At 71.5% G+C, this 26,968-nt stretch carries 27 protein-coding genes and 1 riboswitch; of the genes, 14 read left to right on the top strand and 13 right to left on the bottom strand.

Annotated elements, in window-relative coordinates; genetic code table 11:
• Positions 1-274: 274 nt before the first annotated feature.
• Positions 275-1,102, bottom strand: a complete 828-nt coding sequence (locus ACGFW6_RS14605; protein WP_393508292.1) for a methyltransferase — start codon at positions 1,100-1,102, stop codon at positions 275-277.
• A gap of 415 nt (positions 1,103-1,517) precedes the next feature.
• A complete protein-coding gene (locus ACGFW6_RS14600; protein WP_393508290.1) occupies positions 1,518-2,096 on the bottom strand; it encodes an SAV_6107 family HEPN domain-containing protein in 579 nt (192 codons plus the stop codon).
• Between the two features lie 165 nt (positions 2,097-2,261).
• On the opposite strand from ACGFW6_RS14600, the gene ACGFW6_RS14595 reads away from it, so the two are divergent.
• From ACGFW6_RS14595 to ACGFW6_RS14575, 5 genes are all read left to right on the top strand, one after another.
• Positions 2,262-3,137, top strand: coding sequence for an ATP-binding cassette domain-containing protein (locus tag ACGFW6_RS14595; protein ID WP_393508287.1), 876 nt, complete (start codon positions 2,262-2,264; stop codon positions 3,135-3,137).
• Positions 3,109-5,193: a YhgE/Pip family protein gene (locus tag ACGFW6_RS14590; RefSeq protein WP_393508284.1), complete on the top strand. Its 2,085-nt coding sequence runs from the start codon at positions 3,109-3,111 to the stop codon at positions 5,191-5,193. The genes ACGFW6_RS14595 and ACGFW6_RS14590 overlap by 29 nt, the downstream gene beginning before the upstream one ends.
• Before the next feature lie 23 nt (positions 5,194-5,216).
• Complete coding sequence (locus ACGFW6_RS14585; protein ID WP_393508281.1) at positions 5,217-5,846, top strand: TetR/AcrR family transcriptional regulator; 630 nt, start codon at positions 5,217-5,219, stop codon at positions 5,844-5,846.
• 401 nt (positions 5,847-6,247) lie between these two features.
• The gene (locus ACGFW6_RS14580; protein WP_393508278.1) at positions 6,248-6,862 is read left to right on the top strand and encodes a DUF4126 domain-containing protein; all 615 of its coding nucleotides are present in this window, start codon (positions 6,248-6,250) and stop codon (positions 6,860-6,862) included.
• A gap of 55 nt (positions 6,863-6,917) precedes the next feature.
• Complete coding sequence (locus ACGFW6_RS14575; RefSeq protein ID WP_393508275.1) at positions 6,918-8,432, top strand: phytoene desaturase family protein; 1,515 nt, start codon at positions 6,918-6,920, stop codon at positions 8,430-8,432.
• Positions 8,433-8,462: 30 nt separating this feature from the next.
• Here ACGFW6_RS14575 and ACGFW6_RS14570 read toward each other — a convergent pair whose 3' ends face one another.
• From ACGFW6_RS14570 to ACGFW6_RS14545, 6 genes are all read right to left on the bottom strand, one after another.
• Positions 8,463-9,410 carry a hypothetical protein gene (locus ACGFW6_RS14570; protein WP_393508272.1) on the bottom strand — a complete coding sequence of 316 codons (948 nt, stop codon included), beginning with the start codon at positions 9,408-9,410 and terminating at the stop codon, positions 8,463-8,465.
• Positions 9,411-9,467: 57 nt separating this feature from the next.
• The gene (gene metF, locus ACGFW6_RS14565; RefSeq protein WP_393508269.1) at positions 9,468-10,391 is read right to left on the bottom strand and encodes a methylenetetrahydrofolate reductase [NAD(P)H]; all 924 of its coding nucleotides are present in this window, start codon (positions 10,389-10,391) and stop codon (positions 9,468-9,470) included.
• A gap of 197 nt (positions 10,392-10,588) precedes the next feature.
• Positions 10,589-11,251 carry a thiamine phosphate synthase gene (gene thiE, locus ACGFW6_RS14560; RefSeq protein ID WP_393508266.1) on the bottom strand — a complete coding sequence of 221 codons (663 nt, stop codon included), beginning with the start codon at positions 11,249-11,251 and terminating at the stop codon, positions 10,589-10,591.
• Positions 11,252-11,584: 333 nt separating this feature from the next.
• On the bottom strand, positions 11,585-11,950 hold the full coding sequence (locus ACGFW6_RS14555) for an Rv2175c family DNA-binding protein (protein ID WP_126898988.1): 366 nt from the start codon (positions 11,948-11,950) through the stop codon (positions 11,585-11,587).
• 75 nt (positions 11,951-12,025) lie between these two features.
• Positions 12,026-13,243, bottom strand: coding sequence for an NAD(P)/FAD-dependent oxidoreductase (locus ACGFW6_RS14550; protein ID WP_393508262.1), 1,218 nt, complete (start codon positions 13,241-13,243; stop codon positions 12,026-12,028).
• A gap of 32 nt (positions 13,244-13,275) precedes the next feature.
• Complete coding sequence (locus ACGFW6_RS14545) at positions 13,276-13,626, bottom strand: hypothetical protein (protein ID WP_393508259.1); 351 nt, start codon at positions 13,624-13,626, stop codon at positions 13,276-13,278.
• Positions 13,627-13,678: 52 nt separating this feature from the next.
• Positions 13,679-13,790, top strand: a riboswitch (TPP riboswitch).
• Here ACGFW6_RS14545 and thiO point away from each other — a divergent pair.
• From thiO to ACGFW6_RS14515, 6 genes are all read left to right on the top strand, one after another.
• Positions 13,788-14,954, top strand: coding sequence for a glycine oxidase ThiO (thiO, locus tag ACGFW6_RS14540; protein ID WP_393508256.1), 1,167 nt, complete (start codon positions 13,788-13,790; stop codon positions 14,952-14,954). It overlaps the preceding riboswitch by 3 nt.
• The gene (gene thiS / locus ACGFW6_RS14535; RefSeq protein WP_393508253.1) at positions 14,951-15,163 is read left to right on the top strand and encodes a sulfur carrier protein ThiS; all 213 of its coding nucleotides are present in this window, start codon (positions 14,951-14,953) and stop codon (positions 15,161-15,163) included. The genes thiO and thiS overlap by 4 nt, the downstream gene beginning before the upstream one ends.
• 3 nt (positions 15,164-15,166) lie before the next feature.
• Complete coding sequence (locus ACGFW6_RS14530) at positions 15,167-15,961, top strand: thiazole synthase (RefSeq protein WP_393508250.1); 795 nt, start codon at positions 15,167-15,169, stop codon at positions 15,959-15,961.
• A 118-nt stretch (positions 15,962-16,079) separates the two neighbouring features.
• Positions 16,080-18,017 carry a Stk1 family PASTA domain-containing Ser/Thr kinase gene (gene pknB / locus ACGFW6_RS14525; RefSeq protein WP_393508247.1) on the top strand — a complete coding sequence of 646 codons (1,938 nt, stop codon included), beginning with the start codon at positions 16,080-16,082 and terminating at the stop codon, positions 18,015-18,017.
• Between the two features lie 188 nt (positions 18,018-18,205).
• Positions 18,206-19,069 carry a deoxyribonuclease IV gene (locus ACGFW6_RS14520; protein WP_393508244.1) on the top strand — a complete coding sequence of 288 codons (864 nt, stop codon included), beginning with the start codon at positions 18,206-18,208 and terminating at the stop codon, positions 19,067-19,069.
• A gap of 76 nt (positions 19,070-19,145) precedes the next feature.
• Positions 19,146-19,634, top strand: coding sequence for a DUF4396 domain-containing protein (locus ACGFW6_RS14515; protein WP_393508242.1), 489 nt, complete (start codon positions 19,146-19,148; stop codon positions 19,632-19,634).
• Between the two features lie 22 nt (positions 19,635-19,656).
• Here ACGFW6_RS14515 and ACGFW6_RS14510 read toward each other — a convergent pair whose 3' ends face one another.
• Positions 19,657-20,289, bottom strand: a complete 633-nt coding sequence (locus ACGFW6_RS14510) for a sulfite oxidase-like oxidoreductase (protein ID WP_393508239.1) — start codon at positions 20,287-20,289, stop codon at positions 19,657-19,659.
• Between the two features lie 175 nt (positions 20,290-20,464).
• On the opposite strand from ACGFW6_RS14510, the gene bfr reads away from it, so the two are divergent.
• Entirely contained in the window at positions 20,465-20,941 is a 477-nt protein-coding gene (gene bfr / locus ACGFW6_RS14505) for a bacterioferritin (RefSeq protein WP_393508236.1), read from the top strand.
• Here the strand turns inward: bfr and ACGFW6_RS14500 are convergent.
• Together ACGFW6_RS14500 and ACGFW6_RS14495 are read right to left on the bottom strand one after the other, a co-directional pair.
• The gene (locus ACGFW6_RS14500; protein WP_393508819.1) at positions 20,938-21,171 is read right to left on the bottom strand and encodes a bacterioferritin-associated ferredoxin; all 234 of its coding nucleotides are present in this window, start codon (positions 21,169-21,171) and stop codon (positions 20,938-20,940) included. The two genes, bfr and ACGFW6_RS14500, sit on opposite strands and share 4 nt — an antisense overlap.
• 143 nt (positions 21,172-21,314) lie before the next feature.
• The gene (locus ACGFW6_RS14495; RefSeq protein WP_393508234.1) at positions 21,315-22,667 is read right to left on the bottom strand and encodes a class II 3-deoxy-7-phosphoheptulonate synthase; all 1,353 of its coding nucleotides are present in this window, start codon (positions 22,665-22,667) and stop codon (positions 21,315-21,317) included.
• Positions 22,668-22,770: 103 nt separating this feature from the next.
• Between ACGFW6_RS14495 and ACGFW6_RS14490 the strand changes: the two genes are divergently transcribed.
• Together ACGFW6_RS14490 and ACGFW6_RS14485 are read left to right on the top strand one after the other, a co-directional pair.
• Positions 22,771-22,827, top strand: coding sequence for a trp operon leader peptide (locus tag ACGFW6_RS14490; RefSeq protein WP_078625594.1), 57 nt, complete (start codon positions 22,771-22,773; stop codon positions 22,825-22,827).
• 106 nt (positions 22,828-22,933) lie between these two features.
• Complete coding sequence (locus tag ACGFW6_RS14485; RefSeq protein WP_393508231.1) at positions 22,934-24,814, top strand: anthranilate synthase family protein; 1,881 nt, start codon at positions 22,934-22,936, stop codon at positions 24,812-24,814.
• Here ACGFW6_RS14485 and ACGFW6_RS14480 read toward each other — a convergent pair.
• Both ACGFW6_RS14480 and ACGFW6_RS14475 read right to left on the bottom strand, forming a co-directional pair.
• On the bottom strand, positions 24,766-25,761 hold the full coding sequence (locus ACGFW6_RS14480; RefSeq protein WP_393508228.1) for a 2-hydroxyacid dehydrogenase: 996 nt from the start codon (positions 25,759-25,761) through the stop codon (positions 24,766-24,768). The genes ACGFW6_RS14485 and ACGFW6_RS14480 overlap by 49 nt on opposite strands.
• Positions 25,762-25,846: 85 nt before the next feature.
• Positions 25,847-26,875: a 6-phosphofructokinase gene (locus ACGFW6_RS14475; RefSeq protein ID WP_393508225.1), complete on the bottom strand. Its 1,029-nt coding sequence runs from the start codon at positions 26,873-26,875 to the stop codon at positions 25,847-25,849.
• Positions 26,876-26,968: the final 93 nt, after the last annotated feature.

The following is a 26,968-nucleotide window of genomic DNA, read 5'->3' as shown; positions in this document are numbered from 1 at the left end:
GCAGTCGCCGGGGCGACCCGGGGGGTCCCTTCAGGATAGGCAGGGAATCGCCCCCGTGAAACCCGCCCCTCTACGCCAATTGGCCAACCGGGCTCCGGCATGGACGTCCCGGCTCGCTGAGATCTTCATTCCCCAGCGGCCGACCCGTCATGCCGGAACGGTCTCCCTCGATCATACGGCGCCGCGCGCTCGATCGGGGGGCCTGTGGCGTACTCCATGTGCAGCCAAGTCCCTGATCAAGGCGCACCCTGGCGGTCCGGGCGCAGAGGCCCGCTCAGGTCTCCGGGGTCTCCGTCGTCTCGCCCAGCACATGGAGCTGGGTGGCCACGGAGTGGAAGGCGGACAGCTCGGCCGCCGCCTCCTCCAGCTTCAGCAGCGCCTCCAGCGCGCCGGGCTCGGTGTCCACCAGCACCCCGGGAACCAGGTCGGCGAAGACCCGCACACCGTGCACGGCACCGACCCGGAGCCCGGCCCCCTCGACCAGCCTGGTGAGCTGCTCGGCGGTGAAACGGCGCGGCACGGGGTCCCCCTGGCCCCAGCGGCCGTCCGGGTCCTGGAGGGCCTGCTTGGCCTCCTTGAAGTGCCCGGCGAGGGCGCGCGCCAGCACGGCACCGCCCAGACCGGCGGCGAGCAGGCTGAGGACGCCCTCGGACCGCAGGGCGGCCACCGCGTTGCGGATGCCTTCGGCGGGGTCGTCGACGTACTCCAGGACGCCGTGGCACAGCACGACGTCGTATCCTCCGCGCTCGGCCACGTCGAACAGGCCGTGGGCGTCTCCCTGCACGCCCTTCACCCGGTCGGCGACGCCGGCCTCGGCGGCGCGCCGCTCCAGGGCGAAGAGCGCGTTCGGGCTGGGGTCGACCACGGTGACGCGGTGACCGAGGCGGGCCAGCGGCACGGCGAAGTTGCCGCTGCCGCCGCCGGTGTCGAGGACGTCCAGCGCCTGCCGCCCCGTGGCCTTCACCCGGCGGTCCAGGGCCTCCTGGAGGACCTCCCAGACCACGGCGGTCCGCAGGGAGGCGCGGGGGCGGGAGGGGTCGGAACGCAGCGACGCCGTCTGGGGGTGCTGGTGGGAGACGGGAGGGCGCATCGGGTCCGACACGGCGATTGACTCCTCGGCGGGGCACCACCGTCTGCACGGCGGAGCGAGCGGGCTGCCTCCCCCGGCCCGGGTCAGGGGCGGAGAGGCTTCAGGCGTCCTCCACCCTATTGCCTACGGCACCCCGCCCGGCCATCGCGGTGCCGCGCGACGCCGTCCGTCTCGCACGCCGGACACGACGTCACGACACGATGCCGGGCACGCGGGACATGACGTCACGACACGATGCCGGGCACGCGGGACATGACGTCACGACACGGATGCCGAACATGCCGGGCGCGACGGACGGTGGCGTGGTGACCGGGCGTCATGTGCGGAAGGGGCACCTCCGCCCGCGACCGCCGTGCGAGGGCCTGTCCTCGCCGCGTCGACGCGGGCGTCGGTCACCTCCCCGGTGCGCCGGCCGGCCCCGTCGAGCTCACCCCGCGTCAGGCATGTCCTCCCTCTCCCGGTGCGCCCCGTGCGGCTCCTCCGTGCCGCCGTCCGCGTCGGTACGCGGCTGGGGCAGGACGGGCTGGAGCACCAGCATCCGCTCGACGAGGCGCAGGAACATCGCCACGTCGCGTATCAGGTCGTCGGCGTCCCGGCGGCTGGCCGCGCCCTGGATGCCCGCCTCGGCCCGGGCGCGGCGCCGGGCACCCGAGGCGAACAGGGCGCTCCACTCGGTGAGTTCGGGCACGATCTCGGGGAGCACTTCCCAGGCGCTCCGGATGCGGGCCCGGCGCCTGGACGTGGGCTCCGGGCGCCCGCGCGCGGCCAGTACGGCGGCGGCGGTGCGCAGGGCGGCGAGGTGGGCGGTCGCGTACCGCTCGTTCGGTGTTTCCAGAACGGCGGCCTCGTCCAGTCCGGCACGGGCCTGGGCGAGCAGGTCGAGGGCGGCGGGCGGGGCCGTGGTCCGGCGGAGCACGGGGTGCACGTCGCTCGCCGGACCGGTCAGTGAGGGGGCAGGGCCGGTGGCGCGGCGCCGGCGGGCGGCGGCTGCGTGGTAGCTGGCCATGACGAACCTCCTGTCGTCTGTGTGACGGCATGCCCGATACGGGATGCCGTATGTGCCCATCGTGAGGTATGGCACTGACAATCCGTTCTGACCTGCGGCTTTGCTTCGATCGCGAGTTCGGACTAACTTTTGCACTGACCAGTCAGTTCAAATGAGGGGGCAGGGATGGGGGGAACCGTGGCCGGAGTCGGCGTCACGGCCCTGGGGCTCGGCCTCGAGGGGCCCCGCGGATGGGCGTTCCGCGGGGTCTCGTTCGAGGCGGAGCCCGGCTCGCTGATCACGATCGAGGGGCCGTCCGGCACCGGCCGTACGTGCCTGCTGCTGGCGCTGACCGGGCGGATGAAGCCCACCGAGGGCAGCGCCACCGTGGGCGGGACGGCCCTGCCCAAGCGCATGGCGGCGGTGCGGCGCCTCAGCGCCGTGGCCCACGTTCCGGGTGTGACCGACCTGGATCCGGCCCTGACCGTCGCCGAGCACCTGCACGAACGGGCGCTGCTCCAGCGACGGTTCGGCGACTCGCTGCGCGGGCTGCTGCGCCCGCGTGCCGAGCGCAGGTCGGAGGAGCGGCTGCGGATCGACGCCGCGCTGGAGGCGGCCGGCCTCGACTGCGCGTCGCTGCCCAAGGGCGCCCGTACGGCCGTACGCGATCTGGAGCGGCTGGAGGCGCTGCGGCTGTCCCTCGCGCTGGCCCTGATCGGGCGGCCGCGGCTGCTCGGCGTCGACGACACCGACCTCAAGCTGTCGGACGCCGAACGGGCCGAGGTCTGGGCGCTGTTGAGATCCCTCGCCGAGAGCGGGACCACGGTCGTCGCGGTGTGCAGCGAGGCACCCGAGGGCACGGTCGAGGTCTTCACCGGGCCGACCAAACCGGCCGACGCGACCGACGCGACCGACGCGACCGACGCGACCGACGCGACCGACGGGGCGAACGCGGCGGACGGGGCTCCGGCCGCCCAGGACGCCCAGGACGACCAGGAAGACGTGCAGGAATCCGAGGGAAAGGAGGCCGCCGATGCGCTCGCCGAGGCTGGCCGCGCTTGAGCTGAGGCGCTTCGGCCGGGGGAAGCTGCCGCGGGCCGCGCTGGTCGCGCTGCTGGTGCTGCCCCTGCTGTACGGCGCCCTGTACCTGTGGTCGTTCTGGGATCCGTACGGCCGTCTCGACAAGATCCCCGTGGCGCTCGTGAACGACGACAAGGGGGCGTCCGTCGGCGAGAAGAAGCTCACGGCCGGCGACGACATCACCAAGGGGCTGCGCGAGAGCGACGTCTTCGACTGGCGCGAGGTCGGTGCGGCCGAGGCCGAGCGGGGCGTCGAGGACGGCACGTACTACCTGTCGTTGACGATGCCGTCCGACTTCAGTGAGCGCATCGCCTCCAGCGCGGGCGACGCTCCGGAGACGGGCGCTCTTCAGGTCCGTACGAACGACGCGAACAACTACATCGTCGGGCAGATTTCGCGGACGGTCTTCAGCGAGGTGCGCGAGGCGGCGTCCACGAAGGCGTCGCGGTCGTTCCTGGACCGGATCTTCGTGTCGTTCTCCGACATCCACGGGGCGACCGTGCAGGCCGCGAACGGTGCCGACCGGCTCGAAGGCGGCATCGGCAAGGCCGAGAAGGGCTCCAAGGACCTCGCCGACGGCTTGAAGGACGCCAAGGACGGCAGCGGCAAGCTGTCCAGCGGCCTGAAGAAGCTCAACAAGGGCGCGGGCGACCTGGAGGACGGCTCCCGGCGGGTCGCGGACGGCACGCAGACGCTCGCCGACAAGGTCAACGGGATCGACAAGAAGATCGGCCCGTTCCTCGAGGACAACGAGAAGGCCATCGGGGACACCGCCCAGCTGGTCGCCGACTCCTCGGGAGCGATCCGCAACAACCTCGACGACCTGGTCGAGCGCGCCCCGGCCGCCGCCAAGGGCGCCCACACGGCCTCCGAGGCGCTGGATCTCATCTACACGGCGCGCTGCGAGGACCCCGTCCTGCCCGACCCGGCCTGCTCCGACCTGAAGAAGGCGAAGCAGTCCGCCGCCGACGTGGCGCTGATCGCCGACGACCTCAACACGCTGATCGCCGACCAGGACGGCGACCTGAAGAAGCTCGACAAGCACCTCGCCACGCTCCAGAAGCAGGCCCAGGGTCTCGCCGACCGCGCGCCCCGCCTCTCCGAGGACCTCGACGACGCCGTCGGCCGGATCAACAAGCTCAACCAGGGCGCCGCAAAGGTCGCCGCGGGCGCCAAGAAGCTGCACTCCGGGCTCGGGGACGCCAAGGGCGGCGCGGCCGACCTCGACACCGGTGTGGGCGAGTTGAAGACCGGCGCCCACGACCTCAACGGCGGGATCTACAAGCTCGTCGACGGCTCCGGGAAGCTCTCGGACGGCCTGCACGACGGCGCGAAGCAGATCCCCGACTACGACAAGAAGGACCGCGACCAGCGCACCGAGGTCATGGCCGACCCGGTCCAGCTGCTCTCCCGGGACCTGCACAAGGCGCCCAACTACGGCACCGGGTTCGCCCCGTACTTCATCCCGCTGTCGCTGTGGGTGGGCGCGATGGTGGCGTACATGCTGATCGCGCCGATGAACCGGCGCGCGCTCGCCGCGGGCGCCCCGGCGTGGCGGATCGCGCTGGCCGGATGGCTGCCCGTGGTGACGATCGGAGTGCTCCAGACGGTGGCGCTGATGTCGGTGCTGCACTGGGCCGTCGGACTCCAGATGGCGCGCGCGGCGGGCACGGTGGGCTTCCTGTTCCTGGTGACGGCGTGCTTCGCGGCGATCGTGCAGTGGCTGAACGCGCGCTTCGGGGCGGCCGGCCGGATCCTCGTCCTGGCCCTGCTGATGCTCCAGTTGACGTCGGCGGGCGGCACGTACCCCGTACAGACCAGCCCGGGCTTCTTCAACGCGCTGCATCCCTTCCTGCCGATGAGCTACGTCGTGGAGGCCCTCAGGAGGCTGATCACGGGCGGCGGTCTGGGGCCGGTGTGGCAGGCCTGCCTGGTGCTCGTCGCCTTCACCGCGGGCGCCCTGGCGCTGACCGCGCTGTCGGCCCGGCGCCGCCAGGTGTGGACGCTCGACCGGCTGCACCCGGAGCTGAGCCTGTGAGCGCGCGCGGGACAATCAGCCCCATGGAAAGCAGCAGCGCCGCGTCGGGCGGCAGCACGCGCCGTGAGGCCACCCGGCAGAAGCTCTACGAGGCGGCCGTCACGCTCATCGCCGAGCAGGGCTTCTCCGCCACCACGGTCGACGAGATCGCCGAGCGGGCCGGGGTGGCGAAGGGCACGGTCTACTACAACTTCGCCAGCAAGTCGGTCCTCTTCGAGGAGCTGCTGCGGCACGGAGTGGGCCTCCTGACCGCCTCCCTGCGCGAGGCCGCCGAGCAGACCGCGCGGGAGGGCGGCGGCAAGGTGGACGCCCTGGACGCGATGGTCCGGGCGGGGCTGGTCTTCATCGACCGCTATCCGTCCTTCACCCAGCTGTACGTCGCCGAGCTGTGGCGGACGAACCGGGCCTGGCAGTCCACGCTGATGGTGGTCCGTCAGCAGGCCGTGGCGGTCGTCGAGGGAGTGCTGCGCGAGGGCGTGGAGAGCGGCGAGTTCAGCGACGAGATCGATGTCCCGCTGACCGCCGCCGCACTGGTCGGCATGGTCCTGGTGGCCGCGCTGGACTGGAAGTCCTTCCAGCCGGAGCGCTCCCTGGACGACGTGCACGCGGCGCTGTCCCGGCTGTTGCAGGGCCGGGTGAGCGGCAACCGCTGAGGGCGGTCATCGCAGCGCACACGAAAGCGCCGGTTCGCAGTGGCCGCGTCCCCCGCGGGCCACTGTCGAACCGGCGCCCTCTCGTGCTCCCCCGTTCCCCCGTACGCCCCCCGTTCTCCCCCGTGTCCCCCCTGGACCCCCGTTCGGTCGATCCCCCGGGTCCCCCGGTCTCACTCCCGCCGACACCAGGCCGGCGGAAGGAGCGGATCCGGGGACGCTCCGTTCCGGCGCCCCGTGTCGCCGGTTCCGGAGCCGATCCCCTTCTCCGTGCCTCCACTCTCTCGTTCACGCAGGTCGCGCCCCATCCGCGCGCGTACTCATCTCCACCGCTAGGTACGCGTACTCAGAGCTGCGTGCTCATCCTCAAGTCCCCGTGCCGCGCAGTGGTTACGATCGCCCCCGTGTCTGTACTCCCCCTGGTGTTCACAAGCGGCTGGGCCAGCGGCATCAACGCCTACGCCGTCGTGCTGCTGCTCGGCATATTCGGCGCGACGGGACTGAGCGACGAGGTGCCCGAGGCACTGCAGCGGCCCGACGTCCTGACAGCCGCCGGCGTGCTGTTCCTCATCGAGGCCGTCGCCGACAAGATCCCGTACGTCGACACCGCGTGGGACTCGGTGCACACCGTGATCCGGCCGGTGTCGGGCGCGGTCGTCGCGGCGCTGCTCGCCGGGCAGAGCGGGTCGGTGCCGGAGCTGGCGGCGGGCGCGGTGGGCGGTTCCACGGCGTTGGTCAGCCACCTCGTCAAGGCCGGGACGCGGATGGCGGTCAACACCTCGCCCGAGCCGTTCACCAACGTCGTCGTGAGCCTCGCCGAGGATCTCGGGGTCGCCGCGATCATCACCTTCGCGATCTTCCACCCCGTCGCCGCGGCAGTCGTCGCGGGCGCCCTGCTGCTCGCCGGGCTGCTGCTGCTCTACTTCCTGGTCTCACGGATCCGTCGCTTCCTGCGGCGCAGGGCCGAGCGCCGGGCGGAGAAACGCCTCGGGCAGGCCGTGACACAACGGTCCGGCTGAGCCGTCCTCCCAGGTCGGTGAGCCGTTGTCGGTGCCGGCCGATAAAGTCCCTGGCATGGCGAGGATTGCGGTGATCGGCGCGGGGATGGGCGCGATGGCGGCCGCTGCCCGACTGGCCGTCGCGGGCCACCGGGTGGCGGTGTACGAGCGCACGGAGACGTACGGCGGGGCGGTGCGCCGCTTCGAGCGGGACGGCTTCGGCTTCGACACCGGCCCCGGCCTGCTCATGGTCCCCGCCGTGTACCGCGATCTCTTCGTCAAGACCGGCAAGGAGCCGCTGGAGGCGTGCGTCGAGCTGGTCCAGGTCGACCCGTCCGCGCGGCACGTCTTCGCGGACGGCACCGAGGTGTCGCTGCCGAACGCCTCACGCGCGGGCGTCGTGTCCGCCCTGGACGGGGCGCTGGGAGCCTCGGCGGGCGCCCGCTGGGGCGACTTCCTGGTCCGCGCCCGCGAGACCTGGGACCGCACCCGTCGACCGCTGCTGGAGGAGCCCCTGTGGCCGAACTGGCAGGTGCTGGCGGGGCGTGAGCCCTACCCCGCGGTCCCCCACAAGCGTCTGTTGCGCACCCGCCGGGCGGGCACGCTCGCCGAGGTGGGCGCGTGGGAGCTGCGCGACCCCCGGCTCGTCGCCCTGCTGGAGAGCCACGCGCTGGCGTACGGCCTGGACCCCGGCACCACCCCGGCCAACGCGGCCGTGCTGCCGTACATGGAGCACGCCTTCGGGACCTGGTATGTGCGCGGCGGCATACGGGAGTTGGCGCGGGCCGTGTACGAGCGGTGCCTGGCCAGGAAGGTCGAGTTCCACTTCGGCGTCGAGGTCACCGGGATCCTGGAGAAGGACGGCCGTGCGGCCGGGCTGGAGCTGGCCGACCGGTCGCCGGCGGAGGCCGAGTTCGTGGTGTCCGGGGTCGCTCCCGGGGTGCTGGACCGCCTCGTGCGGGGCACGCCGGTGCGTGGCGAGGGCGTGGACGAGGTCGCGCCCCAGCGCCGGGGGGCGAGCCGGCTGACGGTGCTGCTGGCACTGCGGGGTGGCCGGCCGGAGGGCACGGCACACCGCACGGTGGTGCACGCGCAGGACCGCGAGGCCGAGTTGGACGCCGTGTTCGGCGACGCCGGGGAGATGGCCCGGCGGCCCACGGTCACCGTCCTGCGGCCCGATGACGCCGCGCTCGTTCCGGACGCCGGCCATGAGGCGATCACGCTCACCGCGACGGTGCCCGCACAGCCCGACCGGGGCCGGGCGGAAAGCCTCGACCGGCATGCCGACGATCTGATCTCCGTGGCCGAGCGGGCCGTGCCCGGCCTGCGCGAGCGCCTGCTCTGGCACGAGGTGCGCACCCCGGCCGACATCGCGGAGGCGACCGGCGTGGAGGGCGGAGCGGTTCCGGCGCCGGCATTGGCCGCGGCCGAGGGCCGTCTGCTGCACGCGTCGAACAGCACGGCCGTGGCCGGCCTGTTCACCGTCGGCGGCTGGTCCCACCCCGGGGGCGGTCTCCCGCACGCGGGCATGTCGGGCGCGCTGGTGGCCGGGCTGATCGTGGAGGGGCCGGAGTTCCGGGGCTCTCAGTGACGCGCGCGTGAGCCCTGCCGCGCGAGGCCGTCAGAAACGGTACTGCTCGTCGTAGCCCTGCCCCTGCTGCTGACCGTTGCCCTGGTACGGGTACTGCTGCTCCGGCGGGAGTTCGCCGCCGTATGCCTCGTCGGTGCGCTGCTGCGGGACCCAGACGCCGCTGGAGGGAGTCTCGCCATAGGTGCCGGTGGCGTACTGGTCCTGGGCGTAGCCCTGCTGGCCGTACTGCTGCTGACCGTAGGCGTCGTAGGAGGCGCCGTCGTAGTTCTGGGTGCCGATGTACGGGTCGGAGTACGCGGCGTACTGCTGCTGGCCGTTGGGGTCGTAGCCGTACTGCTGCTGGTCGTAGCCGGCGTAGGCGTCGTACCCGTAGCTCTGGTCGGCCGTCGCGTACTGGTCCTGCGACTGGCCCGCGGCGGCGTAGCCCTGGTTGGCGGCGGCGTAGGCGGCGTCGCTGTATACGCCGTAGGAGCCGGTGTCCTCCGGCATGGGCTGCGGCTCGTAGACGGCGGTCGACTCCGCGGCCGTCGGCTGACCACCGCGGGTGGGGGTGAAGACGTCGTCACGGTCGTAGTCGTCGCCGTATCCGACGCCGTCCTGTCCGTAGGCGCCGTCGTGGTCCGGGTAACCGCCCTCGGACGCCTCCAGGTCGGAGACCTCCAGGGTCGGCTCCTGACGGTCGTGCTCGTCCCGGCGGCGCTTGCTCGCCAGCGGGCCCAGGGCCGGTGCGGAGACCGCCCAGCCCGCCGAGAAGCCGCGGCGGAACGACAGCGTGACGTAGGTCTGGCCGACCGCGAAGGCGGCGGCGCCCAGACCGATGACGACGACGGACGGGATCAGCACCCCGACCACGACGCCGAGGAACCCGACGAAGGCGAGCAGCCGCCAGCGCAGCCGCGCCTTGTACTGCAGCAGCACCTCACCGAGCAGCCACAGCGCGACGATGCCGAACGCGATGTAGAGGACCGTCCAGCCCATGTACGCCCCTCTCCCAGTGGCCGCCTACGCAGTGTGACGTATAGCGGGACGGCCGGTCTAGGCCTGCGGAGGATGGTGCAGGCCCAGGTTCTCGTAGATTTCCAGCGTCGCCGTGGAGTTGTTGAGCGTGATGAAGTGCAGACCGGGCACTCCCTCGGCCAACAGCCGCGCGCAGAACTCCGTGGCGAAGTCGATGCCAATGGAGCGTACAGCCGCAGGATCGTCCTTTGCTGTGAGGATCCGCTCTTTCAGGGCGGCCGGGAAGCCCGCGTTGGTGAGCGAGGGGATCCGCTCCAGCGTCCTGGCGCTGGCGATCGGCATGATCTCCGGGATGATCGGGGTGTCGCAGCCGGCGGCCGAGACACGGTCCCGCAACCGCAGGTAGTCCTCCGGTTCGAAGAACATTTGCGTGATCGCATAGTCCGCGCCGGCTCGGCACTTGTCGACGAAGTGACTGACGTCGGTGTCCCAGTCCTCGGAGCGCGGGTGCATCGCCGGGAAGGCCGCGACGCCCACACAGAAGTCACCGGACGCCTTGATCAGCTCGACGAGCTCGGCGGCGTAGGTGAGGCCCCGGGGGTGCCGCACCCAGTCGCCCAGCGGGTCACCGGGCGGGTCGCCGCGCAGGGCCAGCATGTTGCGGATCCCGGCGTCGGCGTACTGGCCGATGATGTTGCGCAGGTCCGCCACCGAGTGGTCGACGGCGGTGAGGTGGGCGATCGGGGTGAGCGTGGTGTCCGAGGCGATGGCCTCGGTCGCCTTGACCGTGCCGGCGCGGGTGGAACCGCCCGCGCCGTAGGTCACGGAGACGAAGTCCGGCCCCACCGCCTCGACCCGGCGCAGCGCGTTCCACAGGTTCCGCTCGCCCTTCGGGGTCTTGGGCGCGTAGAACTCGAAGGAATACGTCGTCTTGCCGGTCGCGAGCATCTCGCGCACGGTACGCGCGTGGTCCGACCTGATGGATGCGGTGCCGAGGGCCATACTCGCAGGTTAGCCAGGGGGCACCGGTCCCCCAACCGCACGCCGGACATTTGCCCGAATTGTCTGATGCTTGTCCACTCCTTGGACAAACAAAGGCCGAACAACGGCCGAATATGGGGGTCGCCCGGCTGAGGCGCGAGCAGGCTGCCCACTGGCTGAGACGGACACCATCGGCCGATGGCTCGATGGGCAGCCCGCTACGCCTGCCGCAGCCGCTTGGCGAACTCCGCCGCCGCCGCGCCCGGGTCGTCGGCCTCGGTGATCGCCCGTACGACGACGACCCGGCGGGCGCCCGCCTCCAGCACCTGGTCGAGGTTGCCGAGGTCGATGCCGCCGATGGCGAACCAGGGGCGGTCGGTCTTCAGCGAGGCGGTGTGCCGGACCAGGTCGAGGCCGGGGGCGTGGCGGCCGGGCTTGGTGGGGGTGGGCCAGCAGGGGCCGGTGCAGAAGTAGTCCACGCCCTCCTGGGCGGCGGCCGCGTCGGCCTCCGGGTCGGCGTGCGTGGAGCGGCCGATCAGGATCTCGTCCCCGAGGATCGCGCGGGCGGCGGGGACCGGGAGGTCACCCTGGCCGAGGTGCAGGACGTCGGCGCCGGCGGCGTGTGCCACGTCGGCCCGGTCGTTGACCGCGAGGAGCTTGCCGTGCCGGGCGCAGGCGTCGGCGAAGACCTTCAGGTGCTCCAGCTCCTGGGCCGCCTCCATGCCCTTGTCCCGCAGCTGCACGATGTCGACGCCGCCGGCCAGGGCGGCGTCCAGGAACTCCGCCAGGTCGCCCTGCCGCTCACGGGCGTCGGTGCAGAGGTAGAGCCGGGCGTCGGCGAGCTGGCTGCGGACGCTGCCGGCGGTGACGGTGTCGGACATGCGGTGCCCCCTGTGGTCTCGGGTTGCCGGGCGGGTGGGATCGGCCGGTGAGGTCGGGCGGTTGCCGGACGGTGGCACACGGTAGCCGGAGCCGACGGTACGACGGACGCGGCCCTCGGGGCGCCCACCACGGGCGACGCCGATCCAGGCCGGAGATACCCCGCAGGCGCGGCGGGGCGCGCGGCAGGTGCTGCCCGCCGCGCGCCCGCACAGTCGTGGTCGGCCGGATCCCGGGACGCGGCCGCAGTCACCCGCGACCGCGGCCCTGGGCCCCGGCCGGTACGCCGGACGGTATTCGGATGCGCGCCCTTCGCGCGCGTGGCGTGCTTCGGATCAGACGGCGAGCGCCTGGGCGCGGCGCTTCACCTCCGTGCCACGGTTCTCACTGAGGGCCTGCGCGGGGGTGCCCGGCAGGCTCTCGTCGGGCGTGAAGAGCCACTCCAGCATCTCTTCGTCCGTGAAGCCGTCGTCCCGCAGGAGCGTCAGGGTCCCGGACAGGCCCTTGACGACCTTGTCTCCGTCGATGAAGGCGGCAGGGACGTGCAGCGCGCGGTTCTCACCACGGCGTACGGCGATGAGCTGGCCCTCCTTGACCAGCTGCCGGACGCGTGTCACCTCGACGCCGAGCTGTTCGGCGATGTCGGGCAGGGTGAGCCAGGCGGGGACGAGAGCATCAGTCTTTGCGTCAATCTCGGTCACGGAACAAGCCTGCCATCTGGCACTGACAGTCGGAAGTCAGGCCGGTCCACCCGGGACGGGCGTCGCCCCGCCGCGCTAGGCCGTCGCGGCCTTCAAAGGGCGTGCCGGGTCCGTCATCAGGTCGGTGTTCATCGGCGTGCCCGCCTCGATCAGCCGCCGCCCCTGCGCGAGATCCCTCGGCCGGCCCACCGCCAACAGGGCGACGAGGCGGTCGTCCCGCAGCCAGCAGACCGACCACGCCGGGCCCGACGGATCGCCGCGCCACAGGGTCGTGTCGGCGGCGCCGTGGTGTCCGGCGTACTGCACGAAGCGGCCGAACTGCTCGGACCAGAAGTAGGGCACCGGGTCGTAGACCGCGGGGGTCTCGCCGAGGATGTTCGCGGCGACCGTGCGCGGGCCCTGGAGGGCGTTGTCCCAGTGGTGGACCAGCAGCCGCTCGCCGTAGCGCCCCGAGGGGAAGGAGGCGCAGTCGCCGACGGCGTAGACGTCCGGCACCGAGGTGTGCAGGCGTTCGTCGGCCACGACCTCGCCGTGCGCGCCGAGCTCGATGCCCGAGCCGGCCAGCCAGGCCGTGGCGGGCCGCGCCCCGATGCCGACCACGACCGCGCCCGCGGGCACCCGTGAGCCGTCGTCGAGGACGACCGCGCCGGGCTCGACGCGCGCCACGCGCGTGTGCGTGCGCAGTACCGCCCCGCTGTCCTCGTACCAGGAGGTCATCGGCGCGGCCACCTCCGCGGGCAGCGCGCCCGCGAGCGGCCGGTCGGCGGCCTCCACGACCGTGACCGCGCAGCCCGCCTCGCGCGCGGCCGTGGCGAACTCGGCGCCGATCCAGCCCGCGCCGACGACCACGATGTCGTGCTGCCGGGCGAGCACCGGGCGCAGTCGCTCGGCGTCGTCCAGGGTGCGCAGCAGGTGCACCCCGGGCACGCCCTCCGCACCCGGCAGCCGGATCGGTTCGGCGCCGGTGGCCAGCACGAGGACGTCGTACGGGACGGGCCCCGCCTCGGTGTCCAGTTCGCGCTCGGCGACGCGCACACCCAGCACCTCGCGGCCCAGCCGCAGGTCGATGCCGAGCGATTCGAAGTCCACGTCGAAGGCGGAACCCTCGGCCTTGCCGAGCAGCACCGCCTTGGACAGGGGCGGCCGGTCGTACGGTTGGTGGGGCTCGGCGCCGATCAGTGTGACGGTTCCGGTGAAGCCCTGTTCGCGCAGGGCCACCGCCGTCTGCACACCGGCCATGCCGGCGCCGGCGACGACCACTGACCGCTGCGACTGCGTCGTCTGCTCGCTCACCTGATCACCATAGACAACTGACAATTTGTCAGTCAGGAGTCGTGCTCAGTGACCTGCTCCACAACGCTGGTGCCGCTGCCGGTCCGCGACTCCCACTCCCAGGTCTCCTCCAGCCGCACCCGCCCGTCCGCGAGCTCGGCCACGGTCGACACGCAGTGGCCCGAGGACGTCGACCCGTCCCGGGTCAGCTGCACGTACCGGAAGTCCAGCCGGTCGCCGTCCCGGGTGCCCACCAGATGTCCGCGCACGACGTCTCCGCCGGTGTACTCGGCCCAGATCTCCCCGTCCTTCTCGTGGTACGTGAACCGGGTGCGGGTACCCACCTGACCTGCGGCCTGGTCCGCGACGGGGGCGAGGACGAGACCGTCGAGCGAGCGGGCCATGGGGTGAGGCTCCCTTACTGAGACTTAACGCGGCGGGCTAGGGTGGCCAACGTAGAGCACTCGCGGGAGCCCGGACGCACCGGGCTGAGAGGGAGGCTGGCGGCCTCCGACCGTACGAACCTGATCCGGGTCATGCCGGCGAAGGGAGGGGCTGGACGCCCATGTCGCGTACGCGAACGTCAGACGTCCTCGTCATCGGGGGCGGAATCATCGGCCTGGTCACGGCGTGGCGGGCCGCGCAGCGCGGGTTCACGACAGCCGTCGTGGACCCCGAGCCGGGCGGCGGCGCCGCCCAGGTGGCCGCGGGCATGCTGGCCGCGGTCACGGAACTGCACTACGGCGAGCAGACCCTGCTCGGCCTGAACCTCGCCTCGGCACGCCGCTACCCGGACTTCGCCGCCGAGCTCACCGACGCCACCGGCCACGACCTCGGCTACCGCCGGTGCGGCACGCTCGCCGTCGCGCTGGACGCCGACGACCGCGCCCATCTGCGCGAACTGCACACCCTGCAGCGCCGGTCGGGGCTGGACTCCGAGTGGCTGTCCGGGCGTGAGTGCAGGCGTTTGGAGCCGATGCTCGCGCCGGGCGTGCGCGGCGGGCTGCGGGTGGACGGCGACCACCAGATCGACCCGCGGCGGCTGGCCGGGGCACTGGTGGCCGCGTGCGATCGGGCCGGCGTGGTCTTCCACCGCGCCTGGGCCGAGCGCCTCGACGTCGTACGGGAGCGGGCCGCCGGAGTCACCACGACGGACGGCACCGGGCTGGCCGCGGACCAGGTGGTCCTCGCGGCCGGCAGCCTCAGCGGGCGGCTCGCGGGCGTCCCCGACGCCGTACTGCCGCCCGTGCGCCCGGTGAAGGGGCAGGTGCTGCGGCTGACCGTGCCGCAGCGGTACGCGCCGTTCCTGAACCGGACCGTGCGGGCCGTGGTGCGCGGCAGCCAGGTGTACCTGGTGCCGCGCGAGAACGGTGAGCTGGTGGTCGGGGCGACCACCGAGGAGATGGGCTGGGACACGACGGTGACCGCGGGCGGGGTATACGAGCTGCTGCGCGACGCCCACGAGTTGGTACCCGGCATCACCGAACTGCCGCTCACGGAGACGCGGGCGGGCCTGCGCCCGGGCTCCCCCGACAACGCGCCGCTGCTCGGTCCGACCGAGCTGGCCGGCTTGTCGCTGGCGACCGGACACCACCGCAACGGCGTGCTCCTGACGCCGGTCACCGGGGACGCCATGGCGCACGTCCTGGCCACCGGTGAACTTCCCGAAGAGGCCCGCGCGTTCACGCCCCGGCGCTTCAGTCCCGCCGCACTCACGGAGCAGCCCGCATGAGCGTCCACGTCACCATCTCGGTCAACGGCGAGCACCGGCGCATCGAGCCGGGAACGGCTCTCGACGCGCTCGTCTCGTCCGTCACCACGGCGCCCTCCGGAGTGGCCGCCGCCCTCAACGAAACCGTCGTCCCGCGCGCGCAGTGGCCCTCGACGCCCCTCTGCGAGGGTGACCGCGTCGAGGTCCTCACCGCCGTCCAAGGAGGCTGAACCATGGCCGACGATCCCTTTGTCATCGGCGGTACGTCCTTCACGTCCCGCCTGATCATGGGCACGGGCGGAGCGCCCAGCCTGGACGTCCTGGAGCGGGCGCTGGTCGCGTCCGGGACGGAACTGACGACCGTCGCGATGCGGCGCGTCGACGCGTCCGTGCACGGCTCGGTGCTGTCCGTGCTGGAGAGGCTCGGGATCCGGGTGCTGCCGAACACGGCCGGGTGCTTCACGGCCGGGGAGGCCGTGCTGACGGCCCGCCTCGCGCGCGAGGCGCTCGGTACGGATCTGATCAAGCTGGAGGTCATCGCGGACGAGCGGACGCTGCTGCCGGATCCGATCGAGCTGCTGGACGCGGCGGAGACACTGGTGGACGACGGGTTCACGGTGCTGCCGTACACGAACGACGACCCGGTCCTGGCGCGGAAGCTGGAGGACGCCGGGTGCGCCGCGATCATGCCGCTCGGCTCCCCGATCGGGTCGGGGCTCGGCATCCGCAACCCGCACAACTTCCAGCTGATCGTGGAGCACGCGCGCGTGCCGGTGATCCTGGACGCGGGTGCCGGCACGGCCTCGGACGCGGCGCTCGCGATGGAGCTGGGGTGCGCGGGTGTGATGCTCGCCTCGGCCGTGACGCGGGCGCAGGAGCCGGTGCTGATGGCGGACGCGATGCGGCACGCGGTGGAGGCGGGACGGCTGGCGTACCGGGCGGGCCGGATTCCGCGCCGTCACTTCGCGGAGGCGTCCTCTCCGGTGGCGGGCCTGGCGCGGCTGGATCCGGAGCGTCCCGCATTCTGAACGCGTGTTCGACGAAGCCATTCGGCCGGTGAGGCATCCGTCACAGGTCGGCTCCAGTCCCGCTCCGATCACGTCCGAACGGGCGGGACTGTCAGCGTCGGCTCGTACACTCGCCTGCGTGGATACGACCCTTCAGGACCCTCTGGTCGGGCAGGTGCTCGACGGCCGGTATCGCGTGGACGCGCGGATCGCGGTCGGCGGGATGGCCACGGTCTACCGGGCCCTGGACACCCGCCTCGACCGCGTGCTCGCGCTCAAGGTGATGCACCCCGCGCTGGCGGTCGACGGGGCGTTCGTCGAGAGGTTCATCCGGGAGGCGAAGTCCGTCGCCCGGCTCGCGCACCCCAACGTCGTGCAGGTCTTCGACCAGGGCACCGACGGGTCGTACGTCTATCTCGCCATGGAGTACGTCGCGGGCTGCACCCTGCGCGACGTCCTGCGCGACCGCGGGGCGCTCCAGCCCCGGGCCGCCCTCGACATCCTGGAGCCGGTGCTCGCCGCGCTGGGCGCCGCGCACCGCGCCGGGTTCGTGCACCGGGACATGAAGCCCGAGAACGTCCTGATAGGGGACGACGGCCGGGTCAAGGTCGCCGACTTCGGCCTCGTGCGGTCCGTGGACACCGTGACCAGCACCACCGGTGCCGTGCTCGGCACCGTCTCCTATCTGGCGCCCGAGCAGATAGAGCAGCCCGGCGCGGCGGACGCCCGCGTCGACGTGTACGCGTGCGGTGTCGTGCTCTACGAGATGCTCACCGGCGAGAAGCCGCACGACGGGGACTCCCCCGCCGTGGTGCTCTACAAGCACCTGCACGAAGACGTCCCGCCGCCCTCGGCGGTCGTCCCGGGGCTGGCGTACGAGCTCGACGAGCTGGTCGCCTCGGCCACCGCGCGCTCCCCGCAGATCCGGCCGTACGACGCCGTGGCGCTGCTCGCGCAGGCCCGCCGGACGCGCGCCGCGCTGAGCCCGGACCAGCTCGACGCCATGCCGCCGCAGGCGCTCTCGGCCCAGCACAGCAACTCCGACGACCGTACGAGTGTCATCCCGCGCTCGCTCGACATCCAGCGCCCGCTGCCGGTGAACGAAGAGGACCCCGAGGTCGGCTTCAACCGGACCAGCCGGCTGGAGAGCCCGCCGCCTCCGCCGCCCGCGCACCGATCGCGCACCTCGCGGCGGCCGCGCGGCCCGATGGTGATCGTCGCCGCCGTCCTGCTGGCCCTCGGCCTCGGCGTCGGCATCTGGTACATCAACTCCGGCCAGTTCACCCAGGTCCCGCCGCTGCTGTCGAAGACCGAGGCGCAGGCCCGGGACCGGCTGGAGGAGGCCGGGCTCGACGTCGGCAAGGTCGAGCGCGCCTACAGCGACACCGTCAAGCGCGGCACCGTCATCAGCACGGACCCGGGCACGGGCGCCCGCATACGGCACAACGACTCCGTGAAGCTGGTCGTCTCGGCCGGACCGGAGACGGTGAAGGTGCCCGACATCGAGGGCTATCCGCTGGCCAAGGCGAGGGCCGAGCTGAAGGAGAGCGGCCTCCAACCGGGCATGGTGAAGCGGGAGTTCAACGACGACGTCACCCGGGGCTCCGTGCTCTCCGCCGACCCGGGCACCGGCACCGAGGTCCGCTCCGGCTCCGCCGTCGCGCTGATCGTCAGCAAGGGCAGCCCGGTGGACATCCCGGATGTCACGGGCGAGGACCCGGCCGACGCCAGGGCCGAGCTGGAGGAGGCCGGCCTCAAGGTGAAGATCGCCCCCGCGCGGGTGAACTCCGAGTTCGACGCGGGCCAGGTCGCGCAGCAGTCGCCGGTGAAGGGCAAGCAGGCCGCCGAGGGCGACACCGTGACGCTGACGCTGTCCAAGGGCCCCGAGATGATCGAGGTCCCGGACGTGGTCGGCGACAGTGTCGACGACGCCAGGGCGGCGCTGGAGGGCGCCGGATTCGAGGTCGACGAGGACCGCGGTCTGCTCGGCCTGTTCGGCGACACCGTCAAGAAGCAGTCGGTGCAGGGCGGCGAGACGGCGCCCAAGGGATCGACGATCACGATCACGATCCGCTGACGGATGCTGCGCCCGGCCTTCGCCGGGCGCAGATGGACGAGCCCCGTCATGCCGACGTGCGGCTGTGGACGGGTGAGAGCCGGTCGCGCCCACGCGGCGGAGCCGCACATCGGCACAGCCCCGCGCCCCCGGGTGGGTGCGCTCACCCGGCCGCGGAGAGCGCCCCGCCTCCATGGGACCCTTGACCGGTGATAACTCAGCGCAACCCGGTCGGTGGCCACGTCCCCGTCGCCGGTGGTCTTCACTCCGTCGGGATCGGCTATGCCCACGACCTCAAGGCCGAGACGGTCCAGGTCTTCGTGGCCAACCCGCGCGGCTGGGCGACGCCCGCCGGGAACCCGCGGCAGGACGAGGAGTTCCGCGCGGCGTGCGAGGCCGAGTCGATCCCGGCGTACGTGCACGCGCCGTACCTGATCAACTTCGGTTCCCACACCGAGGCGACCGTCGAGAAGTCGGTGGAGTCGCTGCGGCACTCGCTGCGGCGCGGGCGGGAGATCGGCGCGCTGGGCGTGGTCGTGCACACGGGCAGCGCGACCGGCGGCCGGGACCGCGCGGTGGCCCTGAAGCAGGTACGGGAGCATCTGCTGCCGCTGCTGGACGAGCTGACCCACGACGACGACCCGTTCCTGCTGCTGGAGTCGACGGCGGGCCAGGGCTTCTCGCTCTGCTCCCGCACCTGGGACTTCGGGCCGTACTTAGAGGCGCTGGACGCCCATCCGAAGCTGGGGGTGTGCCTGGACACCTGCCACATCTTCGCCGCCGGCCACGACCTGACCGGCCCGTCCGGTATGCACCAGACCCTGGATCTGCTGGTGGACACCGTCGGCGAGGGCCGGCTGAAGCTGATCCACGCCAATGACTCCAAGGACGTCGTGGGCGCGCACAAGGACCGGCACGAGAACATCGGCGCAGGTCACATCGGCGAGGACCCGTTCCGGGCACTGATGACGCACCCGGCCACCGAGGGCGTACCGCTGATCATCGAGACGCCCGGCGGGAAGGAAGGGCACGCGGCGGACGTGGAGCGACTGAAGAAACTTCGCGACGCGTAGCGAGTGACGGAATACCCCAGGGGGGTATACGGTTCTTGCTCGGTGCAGGAACCGTGACCTGACATTGGGGGCAGCGATGCAGCACGAAGCGCACACGGCACACGAGCACCATCAGCATCAGCAGTCAGACGCCGGCGGCTGGGCGACGGCCGTCCGAGCCACCCTGCACTGCCTCACCGGCTGCGCCATCGGCGAGGTACTGGGCATGGTGATCGGCACCGCGCTCGGCTGGGGCAACGTGCCGACGCTGATCCTGGCGATCGTCCTGGCCTTCTTCTTCGGCTACGCGCTCACCCTGCGCGGAGTACTGAAGGCGGGCGTCGACCTGCGGACCGCGCTCAAGGTGGCGCTGGCGGCCGACACCCTGTCCATCGCCGTCATGGAGCTGGTCGACAACGGCGTGATCGTGCTGTGGCCGGGCGCCATGGACGCCGGACTCACCGACGCGCTGTTCTGGTGGGTGCTGGCGATCGCGCTGGGTGTGGCCTTCGTCCTCACCACGCCCGTCAACAAGTGGATGATCGGCCGCGGCAAGGGCCACGCGGTGGTCCACCAGTACCACTGAATCCCCGCACCGGGATCAGGAGTCAGAGCTCGGGGCCGTCCCCGGGCTCTTCCTGGTACGAGTAGCGCTGCTCGCGCCACGGGTCGCCGACGTTGTGATAGCCGCGCTCCTCCCAGAAGCCGCGGCGATCGGCGGTCATGTACTCCACGCCCCGGACCCACTTGGGTCCCTTCCAGGCGTACAGATGGGGGACGACCAGACGGAGGGGGAAACCGTGCTCCGCCGTGAGCAGTTCGCCGTCCTTGTGGGTGGCGAAGATGGTGCGCTCGGCGGCGAAGTCGGCGAGACGGAGGTTGGAGCTGAAGCCGTACTCGGCCCACACCATCACATGCGTGACCGCGGGTGCGGGCGGGGCGATCTCCAGGATCGCGCGGGCCGGGATGCCGCCCCACTCCGCGCCGAGCATGCTGAACTTCGTGACGCAGTGCAGATCGGCCACGACGGTGGTGTACGGCAGCCCCGCGAACTCCTCGTGGGTCCAGCAGTGCTTCTCGCCGTCGGTGGTGGCCCCGAACACCCTGAACTCCCAGCGTTCGGGCCGGAACTTCGGGACCGGGCCGTAGTGCGTGACCGGCCAGCCGCGCTGCACCCGCTGCCCCGGCGGAAGCTCGGAGTGTGCTGCTGCTCCACTTTCGCGCTCCACCGGCTGACCCATGACTCCATCCTGACAGACCAGAAGCAGTGCACCTGACCCCACCGTCCGTAAACAGCAACAAACCGGACTAAGCATGCACTTACTTACTAAGTGAAGACTTACTGGACGATCTTTCGCGCCGGTGCAATCATGCGGCGCAACCTGCCAGTTCCCCCGCTTGGAAGGAGCCTCTGCGATGCAGGGCGACCCCGAGGTCCTCGAATTCCTCAACGAGCAGCTGACCGGCGAGCTCACCGCGATCAACCAGTACTGGCTGCACTACCGGATCCAGGACAACAAAGGCTGGACCAAGCTCGCCAAGTACACGCGTGAAGAGTCCATCGATGAGATGAAGCACGCGGACAAGCTCACCGAGCGCATCCTCATGCTGGACGGCCTGCCCAACTACCAGCGGCTGTTCCACGTCCGGGTCGGCCAGACGGTGACCGAGATGTTCCAGGCCGACCGGCAGGTCGAGGTGGAGGCGATCGACCGCCTCAAGCGCGGTATCGAGGTGATGCGCAACAAGGGCGACATCACGTCGGCGAACATCTTCGAGTCGATCCTCGAGGACGAGGAGCACCACATCGACTACCTGGACACCCAGCTCGAACTGATCGAGAAGCTCGGTGAGGCGCTCTACATCGCGCAGCAGATCGAGCAGCCCAGCTAGGCCGCGTCCGCCAGGTCGGTGAGCACCGGCTGGCCCTGGTCGGCCAGCTCACGGCGAGGGCACGCGCCCCGTCCCAGGAGCGCCTGGATGCGGCGCACACACGAGCCGCAGTCCGTGCCCGCCTTGCAGGCCGAGGCTATCTGGCGGGGCGTGCAGGCGCCGTCCTCCGCGTGCTTCTTGACCTGCTGCTCGGTGACACCGAAGCAACTGCAGACGTACACGCGGTTCACCTCCCGGCGGGATCGATGTGCCATCCCCTTGATCGGTGAGGCTAACCTAACCTTACCCGGCTCATGGGAACCGCAAAAGTGCTGTGGGGCGCGGATCGAATGTGATCCGCGCCCCAGTCAGCTCTTCGTAAGGGGTGACCCCGTCACTGGTCCCTGTACATCTCGGCGACGAGGAAGGCCAGGTCAAGCGACTGGCTGCGGTTCAGGCGCGGGTCGCAGGCCGTCTCGTAGCGCTGGTGCAGATCGTCGACGAAGATCTCGTCGCCGCCGCCGACGCACTCGGTGACGTCGTCGCCCGTGAGCTCCACGTGGATGCCGCCCGGGTGCGTGCCGAGGCCCTTGTGGACCTCGAAGAAGCCCTTGACCTCGTCGAGCACGTCGTCGAAGCGGCGGGTCTTGTGACCGGAGGCCGCCTCGAAGGTGTTGCCGTGCATCGGGTCCGTCACCCAGGCCACCGTGGCGCCGGACGCCGTGACCTTCTCGACCAGCTCGGGGAGCTTGTCGCGGATCTTGTCGGCGCCCATGCGGACGATGAAGGTCAGCCGGCCCGGCTCGCGCTCGGGGTCGAGGCGGTCGATGTACTGGAGCGCCTCCTCGGCCGTCGTCGTCGGGCCGAGCTTGATGCCGATCGGGTTGCGGATCTTCGAGGCGAACTCGATGTGCGCGCCGTCCAGCTGCCGGGTGCGCTCACCGATCCACACCATGTGCCCGGAGACGTCGTACAGCAGCCCCGTGCGGGAGTCGACCCTGGTCAGCGCGGACTCGTAGTCGAGCAGCAGCGCCTCGTGCGAGGAGAAGAACTCGACGGTCTTGAACTCCTCCGGGTCGGCCCCGCAGGCGTGCATGAAGTTCAGCGCGTTGTCGATCTCGCGGGCGAGCTGCTCGTAGCGCTGGCCGGACGGGGACGACTTCACGAAGTCCTGGTTCCAGGCGTGCACCTGGCGCAGGTCGGCGTAGCCGCCGGTGGTGAAGGCGCGCACCAGGTTGAGCGTGGAGGCGGAGGCGTTGTACATCCGCTTCAGGCGCTCGGGGTCCGGGATGCGGGCGGCCTCGTTGAAGTCGAAGCCGTTGACGGAGTCGCCGCGGTAGGTCGGCAGGGTCACGCCGTCACGGGTCTCGGTGCCCTTCGAGCGGGGCTTGGAGTACTGGCCGGCGATGCGGCCGACCTTCACGACCGGCACCGAGGCGGCGTACGTCAGTACGGCGCCCATCTGGAGGAGGGTCTTGAGCTTGTTGCGGATGTGGTCGGCCGACACGGCGTCGAAGGCCTCGGCGCAGTCGCCGCCCTGGAGGAGGAACGCCTCTCCCTTGGCGACGGCCGCCATCCGGGCGCGCAGCTGGTCGCACTCGCCCGCGAAGACGAGCGGCGGATACGACTCGAGGTCCGCAACGACTGCGCGCAGAGCCTCAAGGTCGGGGTACTCGGGCTGCTGCGCCGCGGGCAGGTCTCGCCAGGTGTTGCCAGCGCTGGCGCTGGTCTTAGCGTTCACGGTCACGCCTCAACATTACGGGGTCGTGTCGGGCGTCCTGCCCCATGCCCAGCAATTGAGACACGGGGTACACGACTCGGACACCGGACATTGGGGTAGGGTGCGGGGCATGTTCGCGCACTCGACCCAGACCTGGTGGTGGACCGCTCATCCGGCGGCCCGCTGACTGCGCGTACGAAAGACTTCGCGAAGGCCGCCCGAGGGGCGGCCTTCGGTGTTTCCCGGGGTCCGTTCCTCTCCCACCGCATCCACGGATGAAGGAGCACGGACCCATGAACCTGCTCGGCTTGCCGGACGACTCCCGCCCGTTCGCCCTGCTGCGCCGCCGCACCCCCGGCCATGACCACGAGACGGTCGAGGTCATGATCGGCTCGGTCGCCACGTACGACCGCCTCGCCGACCTCCCCGAGGAGGGCCTGGCGCTGGTCCCCTTCCGGCAGATCCGCGAGCGCGGCTTCGACGTCCGCGACGACGGCACGCCCCTGGCGGTCCTCACCCCCGAGGAGTCGTACGTCGTCCCGCTCGCCGACGCCCTGGAGCAGCTCCCCGCGCACGACGTGCGCGTCGACGACGGCGCCTTCGACGTGGCCGACGAGGAGTACGCGCGGATCGTCGGACGGGTGCTGCGGGACGAGATCGGGCGGGGCGAGGGCGCCAACTTCGTGATCCGGCGGACGTACGGGGGCCGGATCCCGGGATTCGGGCGGGCCGACGCGCTGGCCCTGTTCCGGCGGCTGCTGGAGGGCGAGCGGGGAGCGTACTGGACCTTCGTCGTGCACACCGGGGAGCGGACCCTGGTCGGGGCGAGCCCGGAGGTGCATGTGCGGATGTCCGGCGGCACCGTCGTCATGAACCCGATCAGCGGGACGTACCGCTACCCGGCCGAGGGGCCCACTCCCGGACATCTGCTCGACTTCCTCGCCGACGGCAAGGAGATCGAGGAGCTGTCGATGGTCGTCGACGAGGAACTCAAGATGATGTGCACCGTCGGCGACATGGGCGGGGTCGTCGTCGGGCCCCGGCTGAAGGAGATGGCGCATCTCGCGCACACCGAGTACGAGCTGCGCGGGAAGTCCTCGCTGGATGTGCGCGAGGTCCTGAAGGAGACCATGTTCGCGGCGACCGTGACCGGCTCGCCCGTGCAGAACGCGTGCCGGGTCATCGAGCGGCACGAGGCCGGCGGACGCGGGTACTACGCGGGGGCGCTGGCCCTGCTCGGCCGGGACTCCGGTGGTGCCCAGACCCTGGACTCCCCCATCCTGATCCGCACCGCCGACATCGACGCGGACGGCGGGCTGCGGGTGCCGGTCGGCGCGACCCTCGTGCGCGGCTCGGACCCGGCGAGCGAGGTCGCGGAGACCCATGCCAAGGCGGCGGGTGTCCTGGCGGCCCTGGGCGTACGGCCGGGCCCGCCACGGGCGGAGCACACGCGCGTGCGTCTCGCCGACGACCCACGCGTGCGTGCCGCGCTCGACGGACGCCGGGCCTCGCTCGCGCCCTTCTGGCTGCGGATGCAGGAGCGGTCCGAGGAGCTCACCGGGCACGCCCTGGTCGTGGACGGCGAGGACACCTTCACGGCGATGCTCGGTCACGTGCTGCGGTCGAGCGGCCTGGAGGTGACCGTGCGGCGCTACGACGAGCCCGGGCTGCGTCGGAGTGTGCTCGCGCACGAGGGCCCGGTAGTGCTGGGCCCCGGGCCCGGTGACCCCTCCGACCTCGACGACCCGAAGATGCGTCTCCTGCGGGGCCTGGCGGCCGAGGTCATCCGCGAGCACCCGCACGGAGTGCTCGGTGTCTGCCTCGGCCATGAGCTGATCGCCGCCGAGCTGGGGCTGGACATCGTGCGCAAGGAAGTGCCGTACCAGGGCGCCCAGACGACGATCGACCTGTTCGGGCGGCCGGAGACGGTCGGCTTCTACAACAGTTTCGTGGCGCGCTGCGACGACGAGGTGCGCGCGGAGCTCGCCGAGCACGGCATCGAGGTCAGCCGGGCCGGCAACGGCGAGGTGCACGCCGTGCGCGGGCCCGGCTTCGCCGGGGTGCAGTTCCACCCGGAGTCGGTCCTGACGCTGAACGGCGCCGCCGTCGTCCGCGAGCTGGTGGGTCAGCTGCGGGGAACGAGCACGTTCTCCGAGCGGCGGCCGGCCTTGTAGTCGAGGACGTTGCGCAGGGTCGTCTCGACGATCTCGCGGACGGCGTCCTCGGTGTAGTACGCCTGGTGCGAGGTGACCAGGACGTTCGGGAAGGTGACGAGGCGGGCCAGGGTGTCGTCCTCGACGGCCTGGAGCGACTTGTCGAGGAAGAAGAGCCCGGCCTCCGACTCGTAGACGTCGAGGCCGACCCCGGTGAAGCGGCCCTCGCGCAGTTCGGCGACGAGGGCCGCGGTGTCGATGAGGCCGCCGCGGCTGGAGTTGATCAGGATCGCGTCGTCCTTCATCGCCTTCAGGGCGTCGGCGTCGATCAGCCTGCTGGTCTCCGGCATCAGCGGCACATGCAGGCTGACCAGGTCGGACTCGGCGAGAAGGCGCTCCTTGGCGACGTAGCGCATGCCCAGCTGCATACAGGCGGGGTTCTCGGCGACGTCCCAGCCGAGCAGGTTCATGCCGAAGCCGTGGGCGATACGGGCGAAGGCCTCGCCGATCTTGCCGGTGCCGAGGACGCCGGCGGTACGGCCGTGCATGTCGCGGCCCATGAGGCCGTCGAGGCGGAAGTCGAAGTCACGCGTGCGCGTGGAGGCGCGCACGATCCGGCGGTTGACCGCCATGGCGAGGGTCCACGCGAACTCGGCGACGGAGTGGGGCGAGTAGGAGGAGACCCGTGAGACGGTCATCGCGAGGCGCTCGGCGACCTTGAGGTCGATGTTGTTGAAGCCGGTGGAGCGCTGGGCGACCATCCGCGTGCCGCCGGCCGCGAGGGTCTGCAGGACGTGGTTGCCCAGGTCGCAGTTGACGCTGGTGCAGACGACCTCGTAGCCGGCCGCGATGGGGGCGGTGTCCTCGTTGAGGAAGACGTCCAGGCAGCGGACCTCGTGGTGGCCCCGGAAGGCCTGCTCGATCAGGGGTTTCTCGTCCGCCTGCACGCCGAAGGCGAGAATCTCCAAGGCTGCTCCCGCTCCGTAGGGCTATGGGCCGAATATACGGCCCACAACCCCGTGCCGCCGGGCGGAAAGCAGCCGATCCGGACGGTCAGCCGAAGAAGACCCCGACCTCCTCGTACAGCTTCGGGTCGACCGTCTTGAGCTTGGCCGTGGCCTCCGCGATCGGGACGCGGACGATGTCCGTGCCGCGCAGCGCCACCATCTTGCCGAAGTCGCCGTCCCGGACCGCCTCGATGGCGTGCAGTCCGAAGCGGGTGGCGAGCCAGCGGTCGAAGGCGCTGGGCGTGCCGCCGCGCTGGATGTGCCCGAGGACCGTCGTACGGGCCTCCTTGCCCGTGCGCTTCTCGATCTCCTTGGCCAGCCATTCGCCGACCCCGGACAGCCGGACATGTCCGAAGGAGTCCAGCGACTCGTCCTTGAGCACCATGTCGCCGTCCTTGGGCATGGCGCCCTCGGCGACGACCACGATCGGTGCGTACGACGCCTTGAACCGGGAGGTGATCCAGGCGCAGACCTTGTCGACGTCGAAGCGCTGCTCGGGGATGAGGATGACGTTGGCACCGCCGGCCAGCCCGGAGTGGATGGCGATCCAGCCGGCGTGACGGCCCATCACCTCGCAGACCAGGACGCGCATGTGGGACTCGGCGGTGGTGTGCAGCCGGTCGATGGCCTCCGTCGCGATGCCGACGGCGGTGTCGAAGCCGAAGGTGTAGTCGGTGGCGGACAGGTCGTTGTCGATGGTCTTCGGCACGCCGACACAGGGCACGCCGTACTCGTCGGACAGTCGGGCGGCGACGCCGAGGGTGTCCTCGCCGCCGATGGCGATGAGCGCCTCGACCTCCTGCTTGGCGAGGTTCTCCTTGATGCGCCGGATGCCGTCCTCCTGCTTGAGGGGGTTGGTGCGCGAGGAGCCGAGGATGGTGCCGCCGCGGGGCAGGATGCCTCGCACGGCGGGGATGTCGAGACGGACGGTGTCGTTCTCGAGCGGACCTCGCCAGCCGTCCCGGAAGCCGACGAAGTCGTAGCCGTACTCCTGCACGCCCTTGCGGACGACGGCCCGGATGACGGCGTTGAGACCGGGGCAGTCGCCGCCTCCGGTCAGTACTCCGACCCGCATGAAATGTCCCTTCGCCGCGGTTGCCTGGTGAGGCCACGCTAATGGTGAGCCAGGTCACAGCGGGATGGGTCGGAACGGCAATTCCGGTGAACC

The sequence above is a fragment of the Streptomyces sp. Y7 genome (assembly GCF_043195415.1).
Classification (GTDB): Bacteria; Actinomycetota; Actinomycetes; order Streptomycetales; family Streptomycetaceae; genus Streptomyces.
The sequence above is the reverse complement of the archived record's forward strand: the minus strand, read 5'-3'. Positions and strand labels throughout refer to the sequence as shown.